Origin of the sequence: Barnesiella sp. CU968, from assembly GCF_905219685.1 — a bacterium.
Lineage (GTDB): Bacteria > Bacteroidota > Bacteroidia > Bacteroidales > Muribaculaceae > Lepagella > Lepagella muris_A.
Genome location: NZ_CAJMXD010000220.1, coordinates 1 through 4998, shown reverse-complemented (window position 1 = coordinate 4998; position 4998 = coordinate 1). Strand labels below are relative to the sequence as shown.

Annotated in this window: 5 protein-coding genes; 4 read left to right on the top strand and 1 reads right to left on the bottom strand. The window is 46.2% G+C overall.

From position 1 onward, the window contains the following. Together JX312_RS09040 and JX312_RS09035 are read left to right on the top strand one after the other, a co-directional pair. On the top strand, positions 1-334 hold a 334-nt coding region (locus tag JX312_RS09040; protein WP_204457771.1), incomplete at its 5' end, for a hypothetical protein. A 56-nt stretch (positions 335-390) separates the two neighbouring features. Further along, on the top strand, positions 391-1446 hold the full coding sequence (locus JX312_RS09035) for an aldose epimerase family protein (RefSeq protein WP_204457770.1): 1056 nt from the start codon (positions 391-393) through the stop codon (positions 1444-1446). Positions 1447-1549: 103 nt separating this feature from the next. Here the strand turns inward: JX312_RS09035 and JX312_RS09030 are convergent, their stop codons facing one another. Then, entirely contained in the window at positions 1550-2620 is a 1071-nt protein-coding gene (locus tag JX312_RS09030) for a leucine-rich repeat domain-containing protein (RefSeq protein WP_124030456.1), read from the bottom strand. Between the two features lie 521 nt (positions 2621-3141). On the opposite strand from JX312_RS09030, the gene frc reads away from it, so the two are divergent. Together frc and JX312_RS09020 are read left to right on the top strand one after the other, a co-directional pair. Continuing rightward, positions 3142-4443, top strand: a complete 1302-nt coding sequence (frc, locus tag JX312_RS09025) for a formyl-CoA transferase (protein ID WP_123404172.1) — start codon at positions 3142-3144, stop codon at positions 4441-4443. 28 nt (positions 4444-4471) lie between these two features. After that, positions 4472-4998: thiamine pyrophosphate-binding protein (locus JX312_RS09020; RefSeq protein ID WP_204457769.1), on the top strand; the 527-nt coding region annotated here is incomplete at its 3' end.

Genomic DNA, 4998 nt, shown 5'->3' with positions numbered 1-4998 from the left:
TAAGGATAGTCACGGAAAGGATATAGACTGGGTCAGAGCGCAAATCGAGAAATTGCGGAAGCAGGGGGTCAAGGTGATTGAACTGCGGGCGACCGGTGATCTGACGGAATATGTGGCTGTTCTGAACAATATAAAAGATCAAAACGCGCTTACAGGGAGGGAAATCACGCTCCTCTCCGGAACCGAGACCGGAATACTTGCCGCGAAAGAGGCGGGTATCATTCCGGCAGGAGTGACCTGGGGCGGAACTGATGCCAAAACCATGGTCATGTCAGGGGCGTCATATGTGCTCACAAATCAGGAAGAACTTGAATTGTGTCTTGACTTTCTATAAGTGAGTGTCTGGATTTAAACAAGCTCTTAATTCGAAATCAATGGGTTGACATAACAATGAAAACAGATTCATCGACTTATCCCTCTTCATTGGGGGATATTACAGTATTCAGGATTGAAAACGCATCGGGTGCGTTTGTTGAACTTTCAACATTAGGGGCTGGCATACTATCGGTTAATGTTCCTGACAGGAACGGAAAAATAGGGAACGTGGCTCTTCGTTATGCCAATCCCGTCGATTACTATGCAGATGATGCCTGCATGGGCAAATCGCCGGGGCGTTATGCCAATCGCATAGCTGGAGGTCATCTTACCATCGGAGGCAAAACCTACAATCTGGAAATCAATGCCGCTCCCAATTCGATTCATGGAGGACCTACCGGTTTTCAAAACCGGATATGGGATGCCATGCTTCTTGCAGATGGAGTCAGGATGACTTATCATTCCGAAGACATGGAGGAGTCTTTTCCGGGAGCATTGGATGTCAGTGCCACTTTCAGGTGGAATGAAAAAAACGAGCTGTCACTTGTTTTCCGGGCTGTATGCGATGCAGATACAGTAGTGAATCTAACGAACCATGCCTATTGGAATCTGCGTGGTGCTGATTCCGGAACGGTTCTTGACCATATCTTGAAGATTAAGGCTGGCAAATGGCTTCCTATAGACGCAACACATATCCCTACCGGAGAGATTGAAGACGTGGATGGAACTCCAATGGATTTTCGTGTGCCAAAAAAAATCGGGCGTGACATAAATTCGGATTTCCCTCCGTTGAATATTGGCGGAGGATACGGTCAATGCTGGGTCTTCGATGACTGGCAGCCGGGAAAATTTCAAGAAAATCTTGTTGAACTCCGAGACGAATGCAGCGGCAGAATCCTGATAATGGGGAGTGATCAGCCGGGAGCACAGGTATATACCGCCAATCGTGTAACCGATACGCCTCTGAATTGCTCTGGACGTTCTTACGGACCTCAGGAAGGGATTGCAATAGAGATGCAGCATTTTCCCGATTCTCCTAACAAGCTGAATTTCCCTGCCACATTCCTTCCTGCCGGAGAAATATATGAGAACCATATCGTATGGCACTTTTCATTATTGAAATATAGTTGACTTGTCAAGTTTGAACGATGTATGCAAAGAGGAGGGGTGCAGCTCAGTTAGCTGCACCCCTTTTATTTAGATTGATATGTAAGAATTGTTTTGACGCAAATTGTCAGAAGCCGTATTCATAGTCTGCATAGCCGATTACGTGGCGCAACTGAGAGTCAGCATCGGTGCGGAGGTCAGTCAGCATATTGTTGTTTGTTACGTTAACGAAGCGGAGCATCGGGTCGAATGAAACGTCAAGAGTGATAAGCTGATTGTTTGCCGCGTTTACTCTCTGCAGGAAGTTCATGTTAGCGAGCGAGAGATAAGTGAGGTCGTTCCATTCCACATTCACGAACGCGAGGTTCTGGGCATCTTCGACAGTGAACGAAGTGAGGTCGTTGTAGGGAGCCCAGATTTCGTTGATTGTCTTGCAACCTTTCACTGTAAGCCCTGCCATATGGTTGTCGGAGCAGAGCAGAGTCTCGATTGCGGGAAGATCCTGAATATAGAGCTTTGCGATCTTGTTGGAGTTCACATTGAGGTTCTCAAGTTTGACCAAGCCGGCGAAAGTGATGTCTGTCAAGTCATTGAATGCCGCATAGAGCGATTTCAGACTCTGACATCCGCTGACGTTCAGTGACTGGAGGTTGTTGCTCATCACATTCAGGTATTCAAGGTTTGTGGCGTTTGAGACATCAAGAGCCTCAAGCATGTTGCCCGAAACATTGAATCTCTTAAGCAATGGAACTGTGCCGAGATCGAATTCAGCCAGTCTGTTTTTGTTGACCCTGATTGTCTGCACCTGAGGGCATCCGGTTATGGTCATGGTGTGTATCCTGTTTTTACCGGCATTGACCTCTACGAGGGCAGGGTTGTTATTTAATGTCAGACTGGTGATCTTGTTGCTGGAGACATCAATCTTCTGCAAAGCCGGGAAACCAGACAAATCAAGAGTTCCAGCGAGATCCTTGCCCTTGAAATCGATTTCAGTGACGTGTCCGTTCTCAACTTTGATGCCGGGGCATGCCGCAACGTTGCTGCCTACCATTCGGAGAGCCTCAGCGTTGTTACCTCCCTTGGCTGCATTCTGAGAAAGGAAAGTCTGAAGCGACTTAGCCTCATTCTTACTGATTTTCTGAGCCCATGCACATGAAAGTGTCATAAGAGCTGCCATGAATAAAACTGTTCTTTTCATAACGCTAAATGTTTAATTATAACCTTTTTTATTGTTTTCATAGTATAAAACCGCCAGCTAAATAAACAGGGGAGAATTCTAATGTCTTTTTTCTCAACCTGTATTTTCTGTTGATTTTATCATTATAACATCCGTCGTTAAATATAGTTTAACTTTCTTAGATATATTTTATCGAAATTATATTTTTAGCAGGTTGTCAGGGAACTCGTCATGATTTATTTACACGTCCCCAAATTCACTTTTATTTTTAAACAAGCTATTAATTTTTTCTCAACCTCAGCGGATCCTACCGGTTGATTGAAATATTGAGATATCAGGTTTTTCAATGCTGTCTGCGATGATTTCCGCTCCTTGAAATCTGCAGTTTCCAAAATCAGCCACGGCTACAGTATGATTTTTTGCGAACTTAAGTATATGTTAAAATGTTTTTATGGAAGAATATTGAAAGCAGAACGGCATAATAAAAAAAATTCTGCCAAGATTTAAAAAATATTTATACATTTTAATTATAGAATAATACTATGGCACAAAACACCGCACCCCTCGAGGGTATCAAAATTGTAGATTTTACCGCAGTTCAGTCCGGTCCGTCATGCACACAGCTTCTTGCATGGCTCGGAGCGGAGGTGATAAAAATCGAGCGTCCCGGTTCAGGAGATGCAACCCGTAAAGAACTTCAGTTTGATCCGGATTGTCCGAGCTACTATTTTCTCCAGTTGAATTCTAACAAGAAATCGCTTACTCTTGATGCCGCGACACCCGATGGTAAGGAAATTCTCACTAAACTTATCAAAGAATGTGACATATTCATAGAGAATCTGCATCCTGGCGCTATGGATAAACTCGGCTTTAGCTGGGAGGTTGTGCATAAACTGAACCCACGTTGTATTTATGGCACCATCAAAGGTTTTCCCGAGACATCAAGCTATAAAGACCTGAAAGCTTACGAACCGGTAGCGCAGGTCACAGCCGGCGCGGCATCCACGACAGGATGGTGGGAAGGTGACAATAATGTTCCGACTCAGTCCGGCGCGGCGTTGGGCGATTCCAACACCGGAATGCATATGGCTATCGGTCTGCTTGCCGCACTTCAGCAACGCTCGCGCACAGGCGAAGGAAGTTATGTATATCAGTCGATGCATAACGCATGTCTTAACCTGTGTCGTATCAAGACTCGTGACCAGCTTACGCTCGATCGTGTCGGATACCTCACACAGTTCCCGCAGTATCCGAGTCAGAAGTTCGGAGAATATGTTCCGCGTTCCGGCAATCAGGAGGGTTCCGGTGTTCTTGGATGGACATACAAGTGCAAAGGATGGGAGACTGATCCGAATGCTTATGTGTATGTTATTCTTCAGCGAGGCAAGAAAGATTTCGAGCAGGCATGCAAGGGTCTCGGATTTGAAGACTGGCTTACCAATCCCGACTTCAATACTGCAGATGCCCGCGACAAGCATAAACAGGAGATATATGCCCGTATAGAATCTTACACAGTCAATAAGACAAAATACGAAGTGACAGAGGAGTTGTCTAAGTTCGGCATTCCTGTTGCACCGGTTCTTAACACCAAGGAGATCATGGATGATCCGAACAACTATGATGGAAACACACTCGTCAAGATAGACCAGGGCGGCAAGATCGGCACATTCGTGACAGTCGGAGTTCCATTCACCATTTCAAACTACCAGCCTGTTTACGGTCCGTGTCCTACATTGGGCGGTAACAACGCGGAAGTTCTCAGTTCACTCGGTTATACAGCCGAGCAGCAGGCGGAATTCGCAAAGAACGGCACAACCGAACCGCTTGCCGGCGGCAAGATGTGATAATATAAATAAATTTATTATTATTGTTATGGAAAACACCAAAAATATAAATACTCCCGCTTCCGGCACCACAGCGTGCGGTTGCAAGCCTCCGATGGCTCCCAATCCGGAAACAGACATGACCGGCATGTATGTGCTTGCGAATGCTCTGAAAGCCAACGGAGTGGAGGTGATCTTCGGACTTGTGGGCATCCCGGTCACGGAAGTGGCATATATCTGCCAGATGGTCGGCATTCGTTTCATAAGCTTCCGGTTCGAGCAGCAGGCTGGTATGGCAGCCGCCACTTACGGCTATCTTACTAAAAAACCGGGCGTGTTGCTCACTGTGTCCTCACTTGGCTTTCTCAACGGTCTTACGGCTACTGCCAATGCCACGGTAAACTGCTATCCAATGATTCAGATATCCGGCTCGTCAGACAGAGTTGCCGTGGATCTGGAACAGGGCACATACGAAGGTCTTGACCAGCTTGCCATAGCCAAGCCCCTTGTAAAGGCGGCATATCGCGTCAATCGTCCTCAGGATATATCGATAGGCGTTGCACGCGCTATGCGCGC